Origin of the sequence: Christiangramia sp. LLG6405-1, assembly GCF_045055805.1 — a bacterium.
Lineage (GTDB): Bacteria > Bacteroidota > Bacteroidia > Flavobacteriales > Flavobacteriaceae > Christiangramia.
The window spans coordinates 2,382,396-2,403,286 of the sequence record NZ_CP159330.1; the positions used below are offsets into that span (position 1 = coordinate 2,382,396).

Below are 20,891 nucleotides of genomic sequence, written 5' to 3' on the forward strand. Positions count from 1 at the left end.
CAAAAGACTCGTGAATGCCTGATATCAAGAAATTCATACCACACCTGCTAGTCCTGGCAGGATTTGTTATTTTATCACTATTCTACTTTCATCCTGTCTTACAGGGCAAGGAAATTTATCAAAGCGATATCATTCAGTATATCGGGATGGCCAAGGAGCAGAATGACTTCAGGGAACAAACGGGAGAAGAACCTTACTGGACCGACTCTGCTTTTGGAGGAATGCCTACCTTCCAGTTAGGAGCTTACTATCCGCATAACTATATTAAGAAGCTCGATTCTGCCTTGAGGTTTTTACCCCGGCCGGCAGATTACCTGTTTCTTTATTTTATAGGCTTTTATATTTTACTTCTCTGTTTAAAGATAGATTACCGGGTTGCCTTTGTTGGCTCACTTGCTTTTGGTTTTTCCACTTATCTGATTATTATTCTTGGAATTGGTCATAATGCGAAGGCTCATGCCATTGCGTATATGCCCATAGTGCTTGCTGGTATCATTTCAATATTCAGAAATCGAAATGTTTGGGGCTTCCTGCTCTTAAGCGTCGGGATGGCACTTGAGATCCAAGCAAACCATTTCCAAATGACCTATTACCTGTTGGTTCTGGTCATAGTTCTTGGCATCGTTTACTTTATAGATGCGTTTAAAAAAGCATGGATAGGAAATTATTTTAAATCAATCGGAGTTATGGTTCTTGCTGTAGTTCTGGCTTTGGCTATGAATGCAACCAGCTTGCTTGCTACCAGCGAATATGCCAGTTACAGCACCAGGGGAGAGTCAGATTTAAGTATTGGACCAGACGGCGCTGCTAAAACAGAATCGGGTCTTAGCTACGATTATATCACGGAGTACAGTTATGGAATTTTAGAGAGTTTCAATTTGATGGTTCCTCGATTACTTGGTGGAGGTAGTTCAGAAAATATTGGTAGCGATTCCAATTTATACGATGCTATTTTAAAACTTGGAGCTGCACCGGCTCAGGCCAAAGATTTTGCAGAATCGGCTCCAACCTACTGGGGAGATCAACCATTTGTTGGCGCACCTGCATACATAGGAGCGAGTGTCATCTTTTTATTCATTTTCGCTTTATTTCTTATAAAAGGAAGATTAAAATGGTGGATTGTTGGTGTTAGTATACTTGCATTGATCCTGAGTTGGGGAAAAAACTGGTTTGCTGGTTCGAATCCTATCACCAATTTTTTTATAGACTATGTACCATTATATGATAAGTTCCGCGCAGTGTCATCGATTCAGGTGCTGCTGGAATTATGTTTACCCTTATTAGCGATCGTAGGTCTACATAAATTACTATCAAAGAAAATATCTTCGGAAGAAAAATTAAATGCCCTAAAATATTCAGGGTTTATTTCCGGAGGCCTGCTTATCTTCTTTTTACTGCTGAGTTCAGTATTCGATTTTGCCGGTGCTAACGACTCGTTGTACAGGGAGCAGTTCGGTATGGATTTTATCAATGCTTTAAAGGAAGATAGAAAAGATATCTTCTTCAATGATGTGATGAGATCTTTACTTTTTACCGGTATTGGAGTTGGTTTGATCTGGGCATATCTTAAGAATAAGCTGCAGTCCAATCTACTAATTGCAGGTTTTGCAGTGCTGATACTTATCGATCTAATTGGAGTGGACAGGCGTTATGTAAATAGTGATGACTTTGTGCAATCCAGAAAGATCGATCAGCCATACGAGCGTTATGCTGCAGATGATCAGATCCTGGAGGATACTACGCACTACCGCGTTTTCGATGTTTCGGGAAGTCCGTTTAATACAGGAAGGACTTCTTATTATCACAATGCATTAGGTGGTTATCACGCGGCCAAACCGGGCAGGATACAGGACCTTTTTGATTTCTACATTGCTAAGAATGATATGGAAATTCTAAGCATGCTCAATGTGAAGTACTTTATTGTTCCTACGGAAAATGGAGTACAGGCGCAACAGAATCCGCAAGCTTTTGGAAATGCCTGGGCGGTTGAAACGATCAAGTGGGTGGAAACCCAGAACGAGGAAATTCAAATTCTGAAGGATGTCAACCTGATGAACACCGCTGTTGTAAATTCTGAATTTAAAGACGTGGTAAGCAATGAATTTGTATATAGTTCCAGCACCAAAATAGATTTGGTGTCACAGAGACCGAATGAACTCAAATACAAATACGAAGCAGATACCGCTCAGTTCATTGTTTTTTCTGAAAATTATTATCAACCCGGTTGGCAGGCTTATATCGATGGAAAGGAAGTAGATCATATTCAGGCGAATTATACACTAAGAGCTATGAATGTGCCTGCAGGGAATCATGAAATTACTTTCAAATTTGAACCTCAGGTTGTTGAGACCGGAAGCACGATCGTGCTTGTAAGCTCTATCTTATTTGGTTTAATATTATTGGGCGGACTGGGATACGAGCTCAAAAATCGTGACCAAATTTAAATTTCTGAATGAAGAAAGCTCTTATTGTTACTTATTATTGGCCACCTGCCGGAGGACCGGGAGTTCAACGCTGGTTGAAATTCGTAACTTATTTAAGAGATTTTGATATTGAACCTGTTCTATATATTCCGGAAAATCCAGGTTACCCACTCTTGGACAAAAGTCTAGTTGCTGAAATCCCAACAGGAATCCGAATATTAAAGCAACCAATTTTTGAACCATACCAAGTTGCAGAGATTTTTTCTAGAGGTGATTCTAAAACTATAAGTTCTGGAATTATAGCCAAAGAGCAGGAGCAAAGTGCCATCCAGAAGTTGATGTTATTTGTTCGCGGAAACTTTTTTATACCGGACGCTAGAAAATTCTGGATCAAACCTTCGGTGAGATATTTAAAGTCGGTGTTGGAGAAGGAGAAGTTCGATGTTCTTATAACAACCGGACCTCCGCATAGTCTGCATTTGATTGGTCTGGCACTCCAGAAAAGTGTGGGCATAAAATGGATTGCCGACTTTAGAGATCCCTGGACAGAGATTGGTTATCACAAAAAACTTAAACTCACTCAGTCTAGTAGACAAAAGCACCTGAACCTTGAATCTGAGGTGCTCAATAAAGCTGATCATATCATCACTACCAGCCATACAACAAAAGCTGAATTTGAATCTAAAACTACCAGACCTATTCGCGTAATCACGAATGGTTTCGATAAACTTCAGGAAGAGCCATCTAGATCAGAGTATTTTGAGATTTCTCATATTGGTTCTTTGCTTTCAGGTAGAAGTCCTGAAATTTTGTGGAAGGCTATCGCAGAGATCGTAGAGGATTATTCTGTCTTCAGGAATAAGCTAAAAATTCGATTAGCGGGAAAGATAAGTTCCGAAGTAAAGCAAAGTATCATAGAATTGGGGCTTCAGAAGTATCTTCAAATTGAAGGCTATGTTAGTCACAAAGTAGCTCTGGAATTGCAAAATAGGGCTTCGATTCTCTTACTTTTGGAAATTGATAGTGTAGAAACCAGGGGAATCATACCCGGTAAGATCTTCGAATATTTTGCTGCGAAAAAACCAATTCTGGCGATAGGTCCCGAAAACTGGGAAGCAGGTAAAATGGTTCTGGATACTCAGAGTGGAACTTACTTGTTGTTTAGTGATAAGGAAAAGGTCAAATCCTGGATTATGGATCAGTTTTATCAAAAAGAGGCACAGGGAATTAAGCAAATAAATAGTGATATTTCAAAATATCATCGTAGAGAGATTACAGGTGAGCTGGCAGATTTAATCAAAAAGATCTAATGGGAATAATTATTAATCAGTCCATCAAAAATATGGTGACTACCTACCTGGGTTTTGCCATTGGAGCTATAAATACATTATTTCTATTCACCTATTTTCTTACTAAAGAATATTACGGATTGGTAAGTTTTCTCCTTTCTGCAGCAAATCTTATCTGGCCGTTTCTGGTTTTTGGGGTGCATAGTACGCTAATCAAATTCTTTACGTCTTACAAAACACGAAAAGAACAGGATCGTTTACTAACACTGATGTTGATTCTACCGGCATTGGCGGCTTTACTTTTGGGTTTAGCGGGACTATTCTTTTATTCTGAATTGCTGGAATATTTTAAGGGTGAAAATGAACTCGTCCAGCCCTATATCTGGTTGATTTTCCTGATCGCATTCGCAACTGCGTATTTTGAAGTCTTTTTTGCCTGGTCTAAGATCTACTATAAAAGTAGCTTTGGTAATTTCATGAAAGAGGTCTTTCATAGATTTTGCATAAGTGGTCTCCTGCTTATGGTTTATAAAGACTGGATCAGCATTCCGACTTTTATCTATGCGATCTCTGGCGTTTTCGTATTTAGGATGATTGTAATGGCATTGTATGCTTTTTCCTTACATCCACCAAGAATTAGCCTGCAAGCTCCTGAAAACCTATCCAGATTACTGAAGTATTCCGCATTAATACTTATTGCAGCTTCGGTAGCTACCGTGTTGCTGGATCTTGATAAAGTAATGATTGAATATTACATGCCTATCGAGAATGTTGCGATCTACGGAATTGCAGTATATATCGCGACCGTGATCTCCGTCCCACAAAAAGCAATGCATCAGATCACCCATCCAATGACCGCCGAAATGCTGAATACCAAAGATAAAGCGGGATTGAAAAACCTATATCAAAAAAGTTCGCTTAACCTTCTAATTATTAGCGCGTTGATCTTCATCTGGATAATCACGAATGTAGAAGCCTTATATGAACTTATTCCGAAGCAATATCAAATTTCAGTATTTGTAGTACTCCTGATTTCAATCGTTAAACTTTACGATAACCTACTGGGGAATAACAATAGTATTCTATTCAATTCAGATTATTATAGAATTGTTCTCGGTATTGGAGTCATTCTTGTACTGCTCGCATTTATTCTGAACTATTTACTTATTCCAAAATTCGGACTAGAGGGTGCGGCAATCGCAAGTTTTCTGGCTTTTTTTATTTACAATACTTCCAAAATATTCCTAGTCTACCTCAAGTTCAGGATTCAGCCTTTTTCGAAGTCTACCTGGTTGATGTTATTGTTAACTATTGTGTTAACGGCTGGCTTTTATTATATCGATATCTCGACGCTACCAATTCTGAATATATGTTTGAAGGTTTTAATTTCCGGGCTTATCTACGGACTAATCATCTATTTCTCTAAGGTTTCTTCGGAAATCAATACGATGATCGACAAGGTTCTGAAATTGATATAAACGAGAAAACCCCATCCGCAAGGCAGCATCAGGGGTTTTCTAACTAACCAACCAAAAAATTAAATTATGAACTTGTCATCTACTATATATTATTCATATTTCGTGCCGAACTTCTAGTTCTTGAAGAATTATTTTTTCTTTCGTTCACTGAAGACTTAGACCTGCTCGAAGATCTTGCTCTGGTCGACTCAGACTTCTGTCTGGTTGGACGTTGAGCACTTGTATTCCTTTCAACAGAACGAGTTTTATTTTGAACTTTCGGAGTCCTTTCAGTGTTTCTCACTGATGTAGAACGACTGGTTTTTTGAACTCTGTTATTAGAAGACCTGGTATCTAATCGAGAGTTTCTATTTGTCGTCCTGGAACTGGTTTTTCTACTTTCTGACGATACACGCCCTTTAGAATTTGTACTTCTTTCAGATCTCGATCCATAATCCCTGGACCTGTTATTCTTAATGGGAGATCGTTCAGCAGTGCTTATTCTATTGCTTCTTGAATTTTTAGCTCGATTTTCATAAGCTTTTGATCTTGCAGCTTGTTGTCTGTTACGAACTAATTGATCACTTCTACTGGTACGACCTCGATATTGTACAAGATCACGTTTCTGTTTTACTTGTTTTCCGTAGTGATATTGAGCAACACGCTGGGAAGGTCTGTAGAAGTTTCTTTTCTGTTTATGTGTACTGTAATAATTATTATAAACCGTTGTATACTGGTTGTAGCTTACACGATGTGGCTGATAATAAGCCCGGTATGGCTGATTGAATACAATACTAACATTTACTGATGGTCGACGATAATAAGAATGCCATGGTCTGCGAACATAATGGCGGTTGTAATTGTTTATATACCCTGTTCGTTGAATCACTCTACCAAGATTGTTATAGTGTAATCTTAGCGAACCAACATTAGCAAGCATTCCATAACGATTATAGTCCATTACAATATTTCCAGCCTGGATGATTCTACCATAATAATCGTAGTAAACCGGAACATCTTCGATCTGTATTACAGCGCCATAATCATCATATTGAATAAACGGTTCATAGTTGTAACCAGAGTTATAACTAATATTTACGTTAGGTGTAGAAATTCTTACTGCATTTCCTCTTCGGAAATCTGGATTATAGAAGAAATCGAACTCTCCATTTGGATAAACCGCGAATTCAACACCACCTTCAATAAAAATAAAAGAGTCATTGAAAAGATTAGAGTAGGTAGTACTTTTGGATATTTCAGAATGCGGATTTTCAGCGCTAACTGACCATCCTACAAAAAGGCAAACGATAAATAAGGTCAGATTTCTCATAGTAGTAGTATTTAAATTAAGAACATTTCTTAACTAAATACAAAGCTCATGCCAAAACCCGGAACTACTTCATGCTACCTCTTTATACAGTCCTCTTTACGAAATTAAAATACTGAAAAACAGCGAGTTATTTTAATTCAATTTTTCTGAAAGATAGGGTGCGGTAACTGATTCTTTATTTTTAGCAACCTCTTCCGGAGTTCCTGTGGCAATTAAATAACCACCATTTTCTCCACCTTCCAGTCCAAGATCGATCACATGATCTGCACATTTTACAAGATCCATATTGTGTTCAATAACTACTACCGAATGTCCTTTAGATATCAGAGCATTGAAAGATTTCAATAATTTCTTAATATCATGAAAATGCAAGCCGGTAGTTGGTTCGTCAAAAATGAAAAGTGCCTTGGTTTTGGTAATTCCTTTAACCAGGAAGGAAGCAAGCTTGATACGCTGAGCTTCACCACCCGATAGAGTAGAAGAACTTTGTCCTAGTTGCACATATCCCAAACCGACATCTTTTAAAGGCTTCAGCTTTTTCACGATCTTATCCTGATCATGATCTTCAAAAAATGCTGTTGCATCGTCGATCGTCATATTTAGAACATCATCAATATTCTTATCATGAAAACTCACTTCAAGCACATCTTTTTTAAAACGCTTACCATTGCAGGTTTCACACTCGAGATGAACATCTGCCATAAATTGCATTTCAATAGTAACTTCACCTTCACCTTTACAGGTTTCACATCTTCCACCGTCGACATTAAAGGAAAAATGCTTCGGCTGAAAACCACGTAATTTCGCGAGCCTCTGGGAAGAGAATAGATTTCGAATATCATCATATGCCTTTATATAGGTTACCGGGTTCGATCTTGAAGATCTACCAATAGGATTTTGATCTACAAATTCAACACTGCCAAGATTTTTGAAATTACCTTCGATTCCTGAAAATTGTCCTGCTTTCTCTCCGTAGCCTCCTAATTCTTTCTGAATGGCTGGGTAAAATATCTTTTTGACCAATGTACTTTTTCCACTTCCCGAAACACCGGTTATCGCAGTAAAAACACCTAATGGGATTTCTACATCTATATTCTTCAAGTTATTTTCTCTTGCACCAAGTATTTTGATGAAATTCTTAGAAGTTCTTCTCTTTTCTGGCACTTCAATGTTTTTCTTACCATTAAGATATTCCGCAGTAAGAGAATTGGATTTGAGAATTTGTTTAAGATTACCGGTTGCAACCACGTGACCACCATTGGTTCCGGCTTCCGGTCCAATATCGATGATCTCATCTGCAGCATTCATAATCTCCTCGTCATGTTCCACAACAATGACCGTATTGCCAAGATCTCGTAAATGCTTTAAAACACCAATTAACTTCTCTGTATCCTTAGGGTGCAATCCAATAGAAGGTTCATCAAGTATGTACATGGAACCAACAAGGCTACTCCCAAGCGAGGTGGCAAGATTGATCCTTTGTGATTCTCCACCAGAAAGTGTATTGGACTTACGATTCAAGGTTAGATAATCCAGACCTACATTGGAAAGGAATTGAAGTCGGTTTCTTATCTCCTGCAGTAATCTCTTTGCAATTTTCTCTTCATATTCATCTAGAGTTATATCTTCAAAGAATGCTCGAACCTTATCTAAAGGTTTTTCTACCAGATCGGTGATATTGAGTCCGTTTATTTTTACATAGTGCGCTTCCTGTCTCAGTCGTTTTCCTTTACAAACGGAACACCTGGTTTTACCGCGATATCTTGAAAGCATCACCCGATTCTGAATCTTGTATGCCTTACTCTCCAGAAACTCAAAGAACTGGTTTAAACCTTCGAAATACTGATTTCCATTCCAGACCAGCTCTTTTTGCTCGTCAGTTAGTTCAAAATAAGGTTTGTGTATAGGAAAATCGAATTTATGAGAGTTCTTGATCAGTTGATCTTTATACCAGCTCATACTATCACCTCGCCAGGGGAAGATCGCATTTTCGTAAATAGATAAACCTGTATTTGGAATCACAAGTTCTTCATCAATTCCTATAACATCACCGTAACCTTCACACTTGGGACAAGCTCCATAGGGATTATTAAAGCTGAATAAATGAACGTTTGGTTCAAGAAAGTTGATTCCATCCAGCTCGAATTTATTACTGAAGTGTCTCGAACTGTTATCTGCTAATTTTTCGATGAATAATTCGCCTTTACCTTCGAAAAATGCTGCTTCAACAGCATCTGCCAGTCGGTTGAAAAAGTCTTCTTCATTCTTTGTGATAATCCGGTCTACTACTAGAAAAGTATCTTCAACTTTTGCTTTAGATAGATCGGTTTCATCGATACGCACTACTGAATCACCTAGTTTTATCCTGCTATAACCCTGCTGAGCCAGTACGTTTATTTTATTTTCCAGCTTACGTCCTTCCTCCAGGTGAATAGGGGCGAGAAGAAGCAATTTTTCACGCTCCGGAAAGGCTTTTACAAAATTGATCACATCTGTAACAGTATCCTTCTTAACCTCGTTTCCAGAGACTGGAGAATAGGTTTTACCAATTCTGGCAAATAATAATTTTAGATAGTCATAGATTTCCGTAGAAGTACCAACAGTAGACCTGGGGTTCGTAGAATTAACTTTTTGTTCTATAGCAATTGCCGGAGCGATACCTTTGATGTAATCGACTTTTGGCTTATTCAATCTACCAAGAAACTGTCGAGCATAAGAACTAAGACTTTCTACATAGCGCCGTTGACCTTCTGCATAAAGTGTATCAAAAGCAAGACTGGACTTTCCTGAACCGGAAAGTCCTGTGATAACCACGAGTTTATTTCTAGGAATTATCGCATTGATATTCTTAAGGTTGTGCAGCTTTGCACCTTTAATAATTATATTTTTCTTGGGGTCAACATTGGCTATATCTACGGTCATTCTATCTGGGATAAGGCTGCAAAGTTACTCATTATCAAGCGGAGAAGAAAGCCGGGAAAAGCCTATAGTATTGTTAAAATATTAAGCTTTTGTTTGCATTTCTCAAATTTAAGTTGCTATATTTGGTGCATAACCAAAATTCATACGCCTATAAAGCACAGTTACTTTTAAACTCTAAATAACCTAACCTCAGGATCTGTTCCTGAAATTTAAAGTAACTGGTATGAATAACACTAAGGTCACCGATGCCTCACTTGTACGTGATTATCTGGAAGGAAACGAGAACGCGCTAGGAACACTTATTAGCCGTCACCAACAAAGAATTTACAGTTTTATTTACTCAAAGGTCTACGATAAAGATATTTCTGAAGATATTTTTCAGGATACTTTCATTAAAGTTATTCGTACTCTTAAGCGAGGTAAATACAACGAGGAAGGTAAATTTCTTCCGTGGGTAATGCGAATCGCGCATAATCTTGTCATTGATCATTTCCGAAGAAATAAGAGAATGCCCAAATTTGACAATAGTGGTGATTTCAATATTTTCTCCGTACTAAGCGATGGTGATCTAAATGCAGAAACCCAGATTATCAAGGATCAAATCGAATCAGACGTTCAGGAACTTATTAAAGAGCTTCCGGAAGATCAATTGGAGGTCCTTACTATGAGGATTTATAAAGACATGAGTTTCAAGGAGATTTCAGATCGAACAGGAGTCAGTATTAATACCGCTTTAGGTAGAATGCGATACGCTTTGATTAATCTTAGAAAGATTATTGAGAAACGAAATTTGATCTTAACAAACTAATTTCGCAATATTATGAAGTAAATGCCGTTAATTTATAAATACCAAAAAATAACGGCACATGGGGAAACTCTACTTTAAAAAAACTTCGAAAGAAGAAAAAAATGTTCAACCACGTCCAGCCAAGGAAACGATTGAGTTTTTGCTCAGTTATTCCAAAGCTCTGAACGTTGTGGAATATCAGAACATGAAGTTTGAAACACTTCTGAACTAAACAAAAACCTGTCATTACTGGCAGGTTTTATTTTTTTATCTTCTTATTATAATCGGCAATTACGCTTTTTCTTCCAATAGTTTTAGTGATGATATCTTTATCCAGGTTCCAGGCGCGTGCCGGAGAATACTGTCTCCCGTACCAGATTATTTGCAAATGAAGTCGGTTCCAGAGATCTTCAGGAAAAAGTCTTTTTGCATCCTTTTCTGTTTGCACCACGTTTTTTCCGTTCGTAAGATTCCAGCGATACATAAGTCTGTGAATATGCGTGTCAACTGGAAAAGCAGGAATATTAAACGCCTGTGCTACTACTACACTGGCAGTTTTGTGACCTACCGCAGGAAGTTCTTCCAGAGCTTCTATACTCTTTGGAACCTGACCATTGTGCTTATCCAGGAGAATATGGGAAAGCCCATGTATACCTTTGGACTTCATAGGAGAAAGCCCAACAGGCTTAATAATATCCCGAATCTCCTCTACGCTTAATTTCACCATTTTCTCAGGCGTATCTGCGATCTCAAATAGTACAGGAGTGATTTGATTGACTTTCACATCGGTGCTTTGAGCGGAAAGCAACACAGCGATCAATAAGGTATAAGGATCTTTATGATCTAAGGGAATTGGAATTTCAGGATAAATTTCATTTAGAGTATCAATTACAAACTGAACCTTTTCCTTTTTGGTCATAAAGCTTTATTTTTAAGCAAAAGTAAGAATTATGACAACATTAAAAGCAGGGGATAAGGCTCCCGATTTTAAAGCTGAAGATCAGGATGGAAATGCGATAAGCTTGAGCGATTATAAAGGTAAAAAGCTGGTTTTATTTTTCTACCCAAAAGCGAGCACACCAGGTTGTACTGCGGAAGCATGTAATTTGAGTGATAATTATGAGGCAATGAGTGCAAAAGGTTATGATATACTAGGGGTTAGTGCCGACTCTAAGAAAAGGCAGCAAAACTTCAGAAATAAGTATGATTTTAAATATCCATTACTTGCAGATGAGGAAAAGGAAGTGATCGAGGCTTACGGAGTTTGGGGACCCAAGAAATTTATGGGAAAAGAATACGTAGGCATTCACCGAACCACATTTATCATTGATGAACAAGGAATGATCGAAGAGGTAATTCAGAAGGTTAAAACCAAGGCTCATGCCGAGCAGATCATGGAATAATGTAAAAAACGGTCGATTTATTCGGCCGTTCTTATTTTTACTTTCTGAATCGTAGCAATACTATCGCAGTTCTGGATTCTGAATTCTAATTCTTGAGTTTCACGTGTTCCAGTAACATAATAGATATTGCAGGGTTTCGCATCAGTATCACTTAAATTAAAATCAACGTCTCCATTTTCAAGTACTTCGGAAACATAAGAAGTGTCAATTTTTTGATCCATGAAAAAACTCAAAGATTCTTCAGACCATTTTCTCTCTTTGATCTTTATATTTTTAAGCACACGGGCATTGGGAGAATAATCGCAGGAAGCTTTTTTACCACCAAGAAAGAATATTAATAGTACAATTCCGAAGAATAGTCCGACGCCAAAATAGCCAAAGCGATGTATAAGTTTCATTAATTAGAAAATCAGGAGATTTATATCACGGTAAGAAAGATTGAACCATTCTGCTATCGATTTGTTGGTCAAAATTCCGTGGTAAAAATACAAACCATTACGTAAACCGCGATCAAATCTTAGAGTATTTTCAAGGCCGCCTTCTTCACCAATATGTAATAAATACGGGGTGAAAATATTACTTATTGATAGCGAACTCGTTCTGGCGTACCTGGATGGAATATTTGGAACACAGTAATGAATGACATTATGCTTTTTGAAAATTGGCTCATCATGGCTCGTGATCTCGCTGGTTTCTACACAACCACCCATATCGATGCTTACATCAATGATCACAGCGCCTCTTTTCATACTTTGCACCATATTATCAGTAATAAGCACAGGACTTCGATCCTTTCCACGAACGGCACCAATCACGACATCCGCACGTTTCAAAGCTTTAGATAAATTTTTAGGCTGAATGGTACTGGTGTAAAACGTATTTGTAAGATTCGCCTGAATATTGCGAAGTTTCGTAAGGGAAGAATCAAATACTTTTACACTGGCCCCAAGACCAATAGCCGATCTGGTCGCGAATTCACCTACAGTACCTGCTCCAATAATGACTACTTCGACCGGTGGTACACCACTAATATTACCAAACATGAGTCCGTTTCCATCAGCATGATTACTCATGATTTCTGAAGCGATAAGTACAGAAGCAGTTCCTGCAATTTCACTCAAGGCACGCACAATAGGATAGGAACCATCATCATCCCGAATAAACTCGAAGCCAAGTGCGGTAATTCTTTTCTCTGCCAGCTTCTGAAAATACTCTTTACACTGAGTTTTAATTTGCAGCGCAGAAATTATGGTTGTTTGCGGATTGATATTTTCGAGTTCCTCCAGAGATGGCGGTTCAATTTTCAAAATGGTAGGGCAGGAGAATACCTTTCGGGTATCTTTGGTAATTTCTGCTCCGGCGTCTGAATAATCTTTGTCGCTAAAGCGTGCCCATTTCCCGGCACCGGATTCTATCATTACTCGATGCCCGTGTGCTGTGATGGCTGCAACAGCATCAGGACTTAAACAAATCCTTTTTTCCTGGTAGGCGGTTTCTTTGGGTATTCCTATGAATAATTCACCCTTTTTCTTGTAGATCTCAAGAGTTTCTTCCTGCGGAATAAGTTGTTCTTTAGTAAAAGGTGAAACCTGCTGTTTGCCCATAGTTATTGGTTAAAGCAGTTAAATTACAACTTAATATGGAATTGAAAAATATAAACTAAAGTTTACGGTAGTAGTCTTCCACAAGTACATTGGAATGTTCGATGTTGTCATCATCTTCTTGAAACTCCTTCAATTCTTTTCGGTCTTTATCTGAAATATTGGAAAAAACTGAGACTTCAGTCTCATCAAGTTCAGAAAGATCAAATCCGTAAATACGATCAAAAATCTTTATACGGATCAAATACACAATTGATAAAATTAGTATGAAGAATGGAGCTAAATACAAAAGATCGTTAGCATCCATAATAAATGTTTCTAGATAGACGTCATCATACACTGTACCTATCAATTGAAATGCATACATAGCAACAGGAACTAATATAACATGATACCACCAATGCTTGCAAGTAAAAAACCAAATCAGAAGAAGAAAAAGAGGTACAAATTTTCCTAGATAAGTCCAAGCTGCAGTAAGGACATCTTCATAATACATACTCTCATATGTAAAAAAAGAAGTTTCCCAAACGGAGCCGCTTGGGAAAATCTCATATGTATAGAATAAATAAGGTGAAAACGCGATGAGAATCGCGATTATACTACCCGTGAGTAGGAACCCTGATGAGCCTTTTGTCAACGGCTTGCTTTTGAATTTCATCCTTATTAGTATCGTTATCAGTAGTTGAAGTTACAAAAAAACTTGCTCCAAAAATTGCTGCTGCGAAAAGTACTGCTTTAAGTTTCATAATATAAGATTTTAATATGGTTGTTTCGTTTTGTTCTGAGACAAACATAGAACAACTTAAAATCCTGTGGGTTAAAACATTAATCGTACCTTTGCGCCCTTTTTCAAGGCAAAAAATACCCGAAAAATCGCATAAAAAACTTTAAATATGTTAGTTTAAATCTGTTTATAAATCGTTTAACGAATATAAAATAATAAATCAGGTTTATAAAATATCTTCAAAAGTAATAAAATTCTTACAATCAATTTTTGAGGTTAAGTTGATAAAATTTTGATTTCATTAACTTAACTTTAACATTCTAGAATTCTCCGACACTCCCAGAATATACACTTTTTGATGATCGTCACTAAGTAGTTTCCCTACTTTTTGTGGCCATTCAATAAAATTCCATGCTCCTGAATCCAGGTAATCTTCAAATCCAATATCTAATGCTTCAATATCTGATTCGATTCTATAAAAATCGAAATGATATACAGCACCCTGATCTGACTCGTAATGGTTAACTAAGGAAAACGTTGGACTGGAAACGGCGTCTTGAACGCCTAGTGTTTTGGATAACTCTTTAATTAGAGTTGTCTTGCCTGCACCCATCTCGCCGTAGAAGAGTAGTGTTTTACTCTTTGCATTACGTAGAATGTAATCTACTGCTTGATCCAGTTCGTGAAGTTCGTAGGTTAACTCCATAAATTCAATATGTCAGATTTGGGATGATAAAGATATATAAAAAAAGGATATACTGCTGTATGTTTTTGATAATCAATTAAGTACAGCCTTACATTGTGTTGTTTAGCGTATAAAAACGTCGTTTATCGATTATTTTGGGTTCAGGACTACAAATGGGATTACAACTTCTTCTAAGGAAATACCACCATGCTGATAAGTATTTCTATAATAACTTACGTAATGATTGAAATTATTAGGATACGCAAAGAATAAATCCTCCTTTGCGAAAATATAAGAACTGCTCATATTAATGGTTGGTAGATGAACCGACTTAGGATTCTCTATAGCAAAGACTTCTTTGTTCTCGTAAGTCAGACTTCTGCCTGTTTTGTATCTCAAATTTAAACTCGTGTTCTTATCACCAATGACCTTAGAAGGGTTTTTTACGTTGATCGTTCCATGATCTGTTGTAATGATCAATTTAAAGCCTTGTTGCTGTGCTTTTTGTATGATATCCAGTAATGGTGAGTTTTTAAACCAGCTTTGGGTTAAGCTCCTGTATGATTTGTCATTAGAAGCCAGCTCTTTTATAACTTCCATTTCAGTTTTAGAGTGAGAGAGCATATCAACAAAATTATAAACAACAACCGTAAGATCGTTGGATTTCTGACTCTTAAAATTATCTGCCAGCTTTCTTCCCGCTTTGAGACTAGTAATTTTATGATATTCGTACCTAAGGTCTTTTCCCAATCTCTTAAGTTGTTCCCGGAGAAAATCAGATTCGTGTAGATTTTTACCTCCTTCTTCAGTATCATTCTTCCAGTATCCTGGAAAAAGCTTTTCCATTTCACTTGGCATCATTCCGGAGAAAATCGCATTTCTTGCATATTGAGTTGCAGTTGGCAAAATACTGAAGTAAGCATCTTCTTTCTCCTTCTTATAATGTGTCGTTATAATTGGTTCCAGTGATTTCCATTGGTCATATCTCAAATTATCTACCACAACCAGCAATGTTGGCTCTCCAGATTTGATTTCTGGCAGAATCTTTTTCTTAAAAAGAGTATGAGACATCACAGGAGGCTCACCACCTTGCTGAAACCAATCTTCGTAATTCTTAGAAATAAATTTGAAGAACTGGTTATTTGCCTCCTGTTTTTGAGATTCCAGAATTTCGAACATACCAGAATCTTCTATTTCTTCTAGCTGAATTTCCCAGTATATCAATTTCTGATATAACGAAACCCATTCTTCATAGGAATTTACCTGAGACAAATCCATAGCAATTTTCCGGAACTCCTGCTGGTAGTTGGAAGTTGTTTTTTCAGAAATGAGTCGGGAGTGATCCAGATTTTTCTTTAAACTCAATAGAATCTGGTTTGGGTTGACCGGTTTGATAAGGTAATCGGCGATTTTGGAACCGATCGCTTCCTCCATGATATACTCTTCCTCGCTTTTTGTGATCATGACCACCGGAACAGTTTCCCGACGCTCTTTAATTTCAGCAAGGGTTTCCAGACCAGTAAGTCCCGGCATATTTTCGTCCAGGAATATAATATCAAAATTTTCTTCTTCGATGAGTTCAAGGGCTTCAGTTCCACTTTTGCAGGTTTGAACCTCATAGTTCTTCTTCTGAAGAAATAATATATGTGGTTTTAAAAGGTCAATTTCGTCATCGACCCATAATATCTTTATCGTCATAATTTTGAATATTTATGGCTTCCGAAGAGAACCATTATAATTGAAATAGAACTTATTACCGGGGCTAAGTTCATATATGTATCTTTGTTTTGAACATTAGATTATAAAAGCTTGGCTTCACAAACTAAACTCAAAATACTAAACGATCCAATTTACGGTTTTATTACCATTCCTAATGAACGGATCTTTAAGATTATCGAGCATCCATACTTCCAGAGATTGCGTAGAATTTCCCAAATGGGTTTATCTTATCTTGTCTATCCGGGGGCACATCACACGAGGTTTCATCACGCTCTTGGTTGTGTACACTTAATGCTGAAAGCAGTTAGGATACTCAGGATTAAAGGCGTAGAGATTTCAGAAGAGGAAGAAGAAGCATTACTTATAGCAATTTTAATGCATGATATTGGACATGGTCCTTTTAGTCATGCGATGGAACACAGCCTGGTGGAAGGAGTAGATCATGAGACCATTTCACTGCTTTTCATGGAGCAAATGAATACTGAATTTAACCAAAGTTTAACTCTGGCAATTCAGATCTTCAAAGGAAGTTACGATCGCAAATTTATGAATCAGTTAATTAGTAGTCAGATGGATATGGATCGTCTTGATTATTTAAAACGTGATAGTTTCTATACCGGTGCTGTAGAAGGTAATATCAATAGTGAACGTCTTATCACCATGCTGAATGTGGTGAATGACGAACTGGTGGTTGAGGAGAAGGGTATTTACTCTGTCGAGAAATTTTTGATAGGTAGACGCTTAATGTACTGGCAGGTATATTTGCATAAAACCAGCCTTGTGGCAGAGCAATTACTTATACGGGTTTTAAAGCGTGCCAAGGAATTGATAGGCGAGGGGCATCAATTACATGCCAGTGGTAGTCTATTGTATTTTCTTCAGAATAAAGTAGAAAGGCATAATTTTGATCAGCATACTCTTGAAATGTTTTCGAGGCTTGATGATAATGATGTGATCTCTGCAATGAAGGAATGGATGTATTCAGATGATTTCGTACTCAGTAATTTGTGTGAAATGATCATTAACAGGAAACTTCTGAAGAGTAAGATCAAAAAGAAACGACCTTCCCAGGAAAAGCTGGATCAGCGAAAAAAAGCTCTTCAGAAGAAATATAATATCACAGAAAAAGAAGCATCCTACTTTGTATTCGAAGGGGAAATTGCAAATCTCGCTTATAAACGAGAAAAGGATAACATCAATATTTTACATAAAAATGGTAAAATATGTGATGTAGTAAAGGTTTCAGACCAGTTTAATCTCAAAGCTCTTACAAATACTGTGACCAAATACTATATGTGTTATCCAAAAGTTAAAGATTAGTTCATTTTTTTTACTTTTGCCAGAATGAAATTTAAAGCAAAACAAATTGCCGAGATATTGGAAGGTAAGGTGGAGGGGAATCCTGAAGCCGAAGTTTCTGAACTTGCTAAAATAGAAGAGGGGAGTGAAGGCTCTCTAACTTTTCTAAGTAATCCTAAATATAACAGCTTTTTATATACCACGAATGCGAGCGTTACAATCGTTAACGAGAACTTCGAGGTTGAGCAACCCGTAAATACTACATTGATAAAAGTAAAGGATGCCTATAAGGCTTTTTCAACTTTACTTGAATACTATAACCAGATCAAGCTAAATAAGTCTGGGATCGAGAATCCCAGTTTTATTGCTGAATCTGCTACTCATGGTGACGGACTGTATCTAGGCGCCTTTGCATATATAGGAGAACAGGTGAAACTGGGAGAAAATGTAAAGATTTATCCGAATGCTTATATAGGTGATAACGTGCAGATAGGTGATAACACGACTATTTTTGCCGGAGTGAAGATCTATTCTGAAAGTATTATAGGAAATGATGTAACTATTCACAGTGGCGCTGTAGTAGGTGCTGATGGTTTTGGATTTAGTCCAGGAGAAACTGGTGCTTACAGTAAGGTTCCGCAGATAGGGAATGTTATTATTGAGGATCACGTGGATATTGGTGCAGGAACGACTATAGATCGAGCAACCTTGGGTTCCACGATTATCAAAAAAGGCGTGAAACTGGATAATCATATACAAATCGCACATAATGTAGAAATAGGAGAGAATACTGCTATTGCTGCACAAACTGGTGTTGCCGGATCTACGAAGATTGGAAAGAACTGTCTTATTGGAGGACAGGTAGGAATCGCCGGGCATCTAACGATTGGAGACCGTGTAAAGATACAGGCGCAATCTGGTATAGGTAGAGATATCAAGGATGATGAAATGCTTCAGGGGTCGCCAGCATTTGGTTATGGTGATTACAATAAGTCCTACATTCATTTCAAAAACCTACCGAAAACAATGAAATTAATTCACCAACTGGATAAAAAGATTAATAATGGCTAATAAGGTTTCAAAACAAAGAACCATAAGGGAAGAGATTTCTCTTGAAGGCGTTGGCCTGCATACTGGAAAAGAAGTAACGCTGACTTTTAAACCAGCGCCTGTAAATACGGGCTATGTATTTAGAAGAGCAGATCTTGAAGGATCTCCTGAAGTAGAGGCAGATGTAAATTACGTTGTAAATACTAAGCGTGGAACTAACCTCGATAAAAAAGGTGTTACGATCCAGACTTCGGAACATGTACTTGCTGCCTGTGTAGGTCTTGAAATAGATAACTTATATATTGAGCTGAATGCTCCGGAACCACCAATTATGGATGGTTCTTCCAAATTTTTCGTAGAAGCTCTTGAGAAAGCTGGTACTGAAGAACAGGAAGAAGACAGAGATGAATTCGTGGTGACCGATATTATTTGTTATCGTGATGATAATGGTTCTGAAATCATTCTTATGCCTGCAGATGAATATCAGGTAACGACCATGGTAGATTTTGGAACCAAAGTATTAGGTACTCAAAATGCTTCTATAGAGCATATTTCAGAATTTAAAACTGAAATTGCCGATTCCAGAACATTTAGTTTTCTGCATGAAATTGAAACTTTACTGGAGCATGGCCTTATTAAAGGTGGCGATCTAAACAATGCGATCGTATATGTAGATAAAGAGATTAGTGAAGATACTCTTGAGAAGCTAAGAGTGGCTTTCGATAGAGATGATATTTCAGTAAAACCTAATGGGATTCTGGATAACTTAACATTACATCATCCAAATGAAGCAGCAAGACATAAACTGCTGGACGTTATTGGGGATGTGGCTCTAGCAGGGACAAGGATTAGAGGTAAAATCATTGCCACAAAACCTGGTCATTATATCAATACTGAATTTGCTAAGAAATTAGCCAAGGTTATTAAAGCTGAAAAACGTAACAATGTACCTAAGATCGATCTTTCTCAACCGCCACTTATGGATGTGAATGATATCATGGATACGTTACCGCACAGATCTCCGTTTCTTTTAGTGGACAAGATTTATGAGCTGACAGATACTCACGTGATCGGGATGAAGAATGTGACGATGAACGAACCATTTTTTGTTGGTCACTTCCCTGGGAAACCAGTAATGCCTGGAGTGTTGCAGGTGGAAGCTATGGCTCAAACCGGTGGAATATTAGCTTTAAAGTCGGTTCCGGATCCTGAAAATTATCTAACCTTCTTTATGAAGATCGATAATGTGAAATTCAAAAGACAGGTGGTGCCTGGGGATACTTTAATTTTTAAGCTGGAGTTACTGGCTCCTATTCGTCGTGGTATTTGCCAGATGCAGGGTTATGCCTATGTAAACGGACAATTAGCGACTGAAGCCATCCTTATGGCACAAATTGTAAAATCAAAATAAAAACTATGAACCAACCTTTAGCATATGTGCATCCGGGAGCAAAGATCGCCAAGAATGTGGTTATCGAACCTTTCGCGACCATACATAATAATGTAGTGATTGGAGAAGGTACCTGGATTGGTTCCAATGTTAGCATCATGGAAGGTGCGCGTATTGGTAAGAATTGTAGTATTTTTCCAGGCGCAGTAATTTCTGCGGTGCCTCAGGATAAGAAATTTAATGACGAAGATACTCTTACTGTAATAGGTGATAACACTACGATTCGTGAATGTGTTACCATAAATAGGGGAACAACAGATAGAATGAAGACGGTAATTGGGAACAATTGCTGGATCATGGCCTATTGCCACGTTGCTCATGATTGTATCGTAGGGGATAATTGTATCTTTTCAAATAACAGTACGCTTGCAGGTCACATAAATGTTGGGGATCATGTAGTTCTCGCGGGAATGGCAGCGATTCAGCAATTTTGTAGCATTGGAAAACATGCATTTGTTACCGGTGGATCTATGGTTAGAAAAGATGTTCCGCCATTTGTAAAAGCGGGTAGAGAACCTCTAAGTTATGTAGGTATCAATTCTATCGGACTAAGAAGAAGAGGTTTTTCTACGGAAAAGATCAGGGAAATTCAGGATATTTATAGAATACTATACCAGAAAAATTACAATAATTCCCAGGCGGTAGCGATCATTGAAGCTGAAATGCAGGCAACCGCAGAAAGGGATGAAATATTAGAATTTATTAAAAACTCACAAAGAGGTATCATGAAAGGATACTTCAGCTCAAACTAA

General features: G+C 37.6%; 19 protein-coding genes. 10 read left to right on the forward strand and 9 right to left on the reverse strand.

The features are described from left to right. Positions 1–14 precede the first annotated feature (14 nt). Genes ABVM50_RS10905 through ABVM50_RS10915 form a run of 3 tightly spaced genes read left to right on the forward strand, consistent with a single transcriptional unit; the run spans position 15 to position 5,190 of the window. On the forward strand, positions 15–2,444 hold the full coding sequence (locus tag ABVM50_RS10905; RefSeq protein WP_405198602.1) for a YfhO family protein: 2,430 nt from the start codon (positions 15–17) through the stop codon (positions 2,442–2,444). Positions 2,445–2,452: 8 nt separating this feature from the next. Next, positions 2,453–3,733, forward strand: a complete 1,281-nt coding sequence (locus ABVM50_RS10910; protein WP_405198603.1) for a glycosyltransferase family 4 protein — start codon at positions 2,453–2,455, stop codon at positions 3,731–3,733. Continuing rightward, the gene (locus ABVM50_RS10915) at positions 3,733–5,190 is read left to right on the forward strand and encodes a polysaccharide biosynthesis C-terminal domain-containing protein (protein WP_405198604.1); all 1,458 of its coding nucleotides are present in this window, start codon (positions 3,733–3,735) and stop codon (positions 5,188–5,190) included. Before ABVM50_RS10910 ends, ABVM50_RS10915 begins: the two co-directional genes overlap by 1 nt. A gap of 82 nt (positions 5,191–5,272) precedes the next feature. On the opposite strand, the gene ABVM50_RS10920 is transcribed toward ABVM50_RS10915, so the two are convergent. Together ABVM50_RS10920 and uvrA are read right to left on the reverse strand one after the other, a co-directional pair. Further along, a complete protein-coding gene (locus ABVM50_RS10920) occupies positions 5,273–6,499 on the reverse strand; it encodes a hypothetical protein (protein ID WP_405198605.1) in 1,227 nt (408 codons plus the stop codon). A gap of 132 nt (positions 6,500–6,631) precedes the next feature. Further along, complete coding sequence (gene uvrA / locus ABVM50_RS10925; protein WP_405198606.1) at positions 6,632–9,421, reverse strand: excinuclease ABC subunit UvrA; 2,790 nt, start codon at positions 9,419–9,421, stop codon at positions 6,632–6,634. 223 nt (positions 9,422–9,644) lie between these two features. Here uvrA and ABVM50_RS10930 point away from each other — a divergent pair, with 223 nt between their 5' ends. Both ABVM50_RS10930 and ABVM50_RS10935 read left to right on the forward strand, forming a co-directional pair. After that, positions 9,645–10,229: an RNA polymerase sigma factor gene (locus ABVM50_RS10930; RefSeq protein WP_141877630.1), complete on the forward strand. Its 585-nt coding sequence runs from the start codon at positions 9,645–9,647 to the stop codon at positions 10,227–10,229. Between the two features lie 58 nt (positions 10,230–10,287). After that, a complete protein-coding gene (locus ABVM50_RS10935) occupies positions 10,288–10,440 on the forward strand; it encodes a hypothetical protein (protein ID WP_298247027.1) in 153 nt (50 codons plus the stop codon). 27 nt (positions 10,441–10,467) lie between these two features. On the opposite strand, the gene nth is transcribed toward ABVM50_RS10935, so the two are convergent. Continuing rightward, positions 10,468–11,127 carry an endonuclease III domain-containing protein gene (gene nth / locus ABVM50_RS10940; RefSeq protein WP_405198607.1) on the reverse strand — a complete coding sequence of 220 codons (660 nt, stop codon included), beginning with the start codon at positions 11,125–11,127 and terminating at the stop codon, positions 10,468–10,470. A gap of 31 nt (positions 11,128–11,158) precedes the next feature. On the opposite strand from nth, the gene bcp reads away from it, so the two are divergent. Then, complete coding sequence (gene bcp / locus ABVM50_RS10945; protein ID WP_405198608.1) at positions 11,159–11,611, forward strand: thioredoxin-dependent thiol peroxidase; 453 nt, start codon at positions 11,159–11,161, stop codon at positions 11,609–11,611. Positions 11,612–11,628: 17 nt separating this feature from the next. On the opposite strand, the gene ABVM50_RS10950 is transcribed toward bcp, so the two are convergent. The 6 genes from ABVM50_RS10950 to ABVM50_RS10975 all read right to left on the reverse strand — a co-directional run bounded on the left by ABVM50_RS10950 (position 11,629) and on the right by ABVM50_RS10975 (position 16,322). Then, the gene (locus tag ABVM50_RS10950; protein ID WP_405198609.1) at positions 11,629–12,009 is read right to left on the reverse strand and encodes a hypothetical protein; all 381 of its coding nucleotides are present in this window, start codon (positions 12,007–12,009) and stop codon (positions 11,629–11,631) included. A gap of 3 nt (positions 12,010–12,012) precedes the next feature. Continuing rightward, positions 12,013–13,215 carry an alanine dehydrogenase gene (locus ABVM50_RS10955; protein ID WP_141877634.1) on the reverse strand — a complete coding sequence of 401 codons (1,203 nt, stop codon included), beginning with the start codon at positions 13,213–13,215 and terminating at the stop codon, positions 12,013–12,015. A gap of 55 nt (positions 13,216–13,270) precedes the next feature. Continuing rightward, entirely contained in the window at positions 13,271–13,579 is a 309-nt protein-coding gene (locus tag ABVM50_RS10960) for a hypothetical protein (protein WP_405198610.1), read from the reverse strand. Between the two features lie 232 nt (positions 13,580–13,811). After that, positions 13,812–13,958, reverse strand: coding sequence for a hypothetical protein (locus ABVM50_RS10965; protein ID WP_405198611.1), 147 nt, complete (start codon positions 13,956–13,958; stop codon positions 13,812–13,814). 279 nt (positions 13,959–14,237) lie between these two features. Then, positions 14,238–14,642: a tRNA (adenosine(37)-N6)-threonylcarbamoyltransferase complex ATPase subunit type 1 TsaE gene (tsaE, locus tag ABVM50_RS10970; RefSeq protein WP_405198612.1), complete on the reverse strand. Its 405-nt coding sequence runs from the start codon at positions 14,640–14,642 to the stop codon at positions 14,238–14,240. 129 nt (positions 14,643–14,771) lie between these two features. Then, positions 14,772–16,322 (reverse strand): PglZ domain-containing protein, encoded by a 1,551-nt coding sequence (locus ABVM50_RS10975; RefSeq protein WP_405200703.1) that lies wholly within the window; start codon positions 16,320–16,322, stop codon positions 14,772–14,774. A 108-nt stretch (positions 16,323–16,430) separates the two neighbouring features. On the opposite strand from ABVM50_RS10975, the gene ABVM50_RS10980 reads away from it, so the two are divergent. The 4 genes from ABVM50_RS10980 to lpxA are packed head-to-tail and all read left to right on the forward strand — an operon-like array spanning position 16,431 to position 20,891. After that, the gene (locus ABVM50_RS10980; protein WP_405198613.1) at positions 16,431–17,660 is read left to right on the forward strand and encodes an HD domain-containing protein; all 1,230 of its coding nucleotides are present in this window, start codon (positions 16,431–16,433) and stop codon (positions 17,658–17,660) included. Between the two features lie 24 nt (positions 17,661–17,684). Next, positions 17,685–18,710, forward strand: coding sequence for a UDP-3-O-(3-hydroxymyristoyl)glucosamine N-acyltransferase (lpxD, locus tag ABVM50_RS10985; RefSeq protein WP_405198614.1), 1,026 nt, complete (start codon positions 17,685–17,687; stop codon positions 18,708–18,710). Continuing rightward, positions 18,703–20,100: a bifunctional UDP-3-O-[3-hydroxymyristoyl] N-acetylglucosamine deacetylase/3-hydroxyacyl-ACP dehydratase gene (locus tag ABVM50_RS10990; protein WP_405198615.1), complete on the forward strand. Its 1,398-nt coding sequence runs from the start codon at positions 18,703–18,705 to the stop codon at positions 20,098–20,100. Before lpxD ends, ABVM50_RS10990 begins: the two co-directional genes overlap by 8 nt. A gap of 5 nt (positions 20,101–20,105) precedes the next feature. Continuing rightward, positions 20,106–20,891, forward strand: a complete 786-nt coding sequence (lpxA, locus tag ABVM50_RS10995) for an acyl-ACP--UDP-N-acetylglucosamine O-acyltransferase (protein ID WP_141877641.1) — start codon at positions 20,106–20,108, stop codon at positions 20,889–20,891.

Coding starts and splice junctions, on each gene's coding strand:
- ABVM50_RS10905 (WP_405198602.1), top strand. CDS start 15: ATGCCTGATATCAAGAAATTCATACCACACCTGCTAGTCCTGGCAGGA.
- ABVM50_RS10910 (WP_405198603.1), top strand. CDS start 2,453: ATGAAGAAAGCTCTTATTGTTACTTATTATTGGCCACCTGCCGGAGGA.
- ABVM50_RS10915 (WP_405198604.1), top strand. CDS start 3,733: ATGGGAATAATTATTAATCAGTCCATCAAAAATATGGTGACTACCTAC.
- ABVM50_RS10920 (WP_405198605.1), bottom strand. CDS start 6,499: ATGAGAAATCTGACCTTATTTATCGTTTGCCTTTTTGTAGGATGGTCA.
- uvrA (WP_405198606.1), bottom strand. CDS start 9,421: ATGACCGTAGATATAGCCAATGTTGACCCCAAGAAAAATATAATTATT.
- ABVM50_RS10930 (WP_141877630.1), top strand. CDS start 9,645: ATGAATAACACTAAGGTCACCGATGCCTCACTTGTACGTGATTATCTG.
- ABVM50_RS10935 (WP_298247027.1), top strand. CDS start 10,288: ATGGGGAAACTCTACTTTAAAAAAACTTCGAAAGAAGAAAAAAATGTT.
- nth (WP_405198607.1), bottom strand. CDS start 11,127: ATGACCAAAAAGGAAAAGGTTCAGTTTGTAATTGATACTCTAAATGAA.
- bcp (WP_405198608.1), top strand. CDS start 11,159: ATGACAACATTAAAAGCAGGGGATAAGGCTCCCGATTTTAAAGCTGAA.
- ABVM50_RS10950 (WP_405198609.1), bottom strand. CDS start 12,009: ATGAAACTTATACATCGCTTTGGCTATTTTGGCGTCGGACTATTCTTC.
- ABVM50_RS10955 (WP_141877634.1), bottom strand. CDS start 13,215: ATGGGCAAACAGCAGGTTTCACCTTTTACTAAAGAACAACTTATTCCG.
- ABVM50_RS10960 (WP_405198610.1), bottom strand. CDS start 13,579: ATGTATGCATTTCAATTGATAGGTACAGTGTATGATGACGTCTATCTA.
- ABVM50_RS10965 (WP_405198611.1), bottom strand. CDS start 13,958: ATGAAACTTAAAGCAGTACTTTTCGCAGCAGCAATTTTTGGAGCAAGT.
- tsaE (WP_405198612.1), bottom strand. CDS start 14,642: ATGGAGTTAACCTACGAACTTCACGAACTGGATCAAGCAGTAGATTAC.
- lpxD (WP_405198614.1), top strand. CDS start 17,685: ATGAAATTTAAAGCAAAACAAATTGCCGAGATATTGGAAGGTAAGGTG.
- ABVM50_RS10990 (WP_405198615.1), top strand. CDS start 18,703: ATGGCTAATAAGGTTTCAAAACAAAGAACCATAAGGGAAGAGATTTCT.
- lpxA (WP_141877641.1), top strand. CDS start 20,106: ATGAACCAACCTTTAGCATATGTGCATCCGGGAGCAAAGATCGCCAAG.